The organism is Actinocorallia lasiicapitis (assembly GCF_054778695.1).
Map to the genome: position 1 here is coordinate 1 of NZ_BAAGZI010000750.1, position 1,168 is coordinate 1,168.

Here is a 1,168-nt window from a genome sequence, read left to right on the forward strand (position 1 = left end):
GCGGCAGCGGCTCGGCCCTGGTCGCGTCGGCTCGCTGACGCGGCACCGCCTCGGGGACGTCGCGCCAGTGCCCGTCGGCGAGCACCCCCGTGGAGCGGGCCGCGCGGACAAGTTCGTGCAGCAGCCGCAGATCCCCCGCCGACAGCGACGCCAGATACGCGCCGGTCGCCTCGTCGACCCCGCCCGCCAGCAGCTCCACGACGTCCGTGAGCGGGGCCAGCGGGAGCGCGTCGAGCGTCAGCGGGGCCAGCGCCCGGGGCGGCTCGCCGGACAGCAGCAGCGTGACGCGGCCCGTTCCGGCCAGCGCCCTGGCGAGCTGCGCGGAGTCCTCGTCGAGCAGATGGACGTCGTCGATGACGAGCAGGATCGGGCCGGTTCCGGCGCGGGCCAGCACCGTCTCGACGGCCAGGGCCGTCTCGGTCACCTGGGAGCGCATCGGCAGCAGATGGGCGAACGCCCCGAACGGCAGGCTCGGGGCCTGCCCGGCGCGGGCGTCCAGCACGGTCGTCCCCGCTTCGGCGCGTGCCGCGGCCTCGGCGAGCAGCCTGCTCTTGCCGACGCCCGGCGCGCCCGTCACCAGGACGCCGAGGCCCGTCGCGGCCCCGATCGCGGCGAGTTCGCCGTCACGGCCGACGAACGGCCAAGTGGTCACCACACCAGGAGCGTAAATTCCGCGCCGCGTCACGACCAGCCCCATTCCGCTTACCTTGCCGGGCTTGTCCCCGCCTATGGTCTGACGCGCCGGCCGCGATCCGAGTTCGTCCTGGCGACTCTACGTCCTCGCGGACGAGTAGGCCGTACTCCTGGAAAACGGGATGCCCCGGGCACCTCCCGTGGGGAGCCGACCCCGAGGGTCAAAGGCAGCAGTCGCCGCACTTGTCGCCGCCGGGCGGGACCTTGTAGTAGAGGCAGCAGCTTCGGCGGCGGAAGGTGGGCGGGGTGAGGGCGCCGCGCAGCGGGCTGCGGGCGAGCTGGTCGGTGATCAGTGTGTGGATTCTGGGTGCGAGCTCGGGGCGGAGGCGGGCGGCGTGGCGGGTCCCGGCGAGGGCGGAGGCGACGTTGCCCCAGATCAGGCCGTCGGCGAGCCGTTCGGGCCAGGCGTCGCGCAGCGGCAGCAGCGCGCTCATCGCGGTGTCGAACAGCGGCAGCGCGGACGGGCGGATCTCGT

Annotated in this window: 2 protein-coding genes; both read right to left on the bottom strand. The window is 74.6% G+C overall.

Annotation, left to right across the window (positions count from 1 at the left end; translation table 11 throughout):
* Positions 1 to 655 (bottom strand): ATP-binding protein (locus tag ACYVE7_RS34340; protein ID WP_460370784.1); only part of this gene is annotated, 655 nt, incomplete at its 3' end.
* A gap of 199 nt (positions 656 to 854) precedes the next feature.
* A partial coding sequence (locus ACYVE7_RS34345; RefSeq protein ID WP_460370785.1) for a (2Fe-2S)-binding protein occupies positions 855 to 1,168 on the bottom strand: 314 nt, incomplete at its 5' end.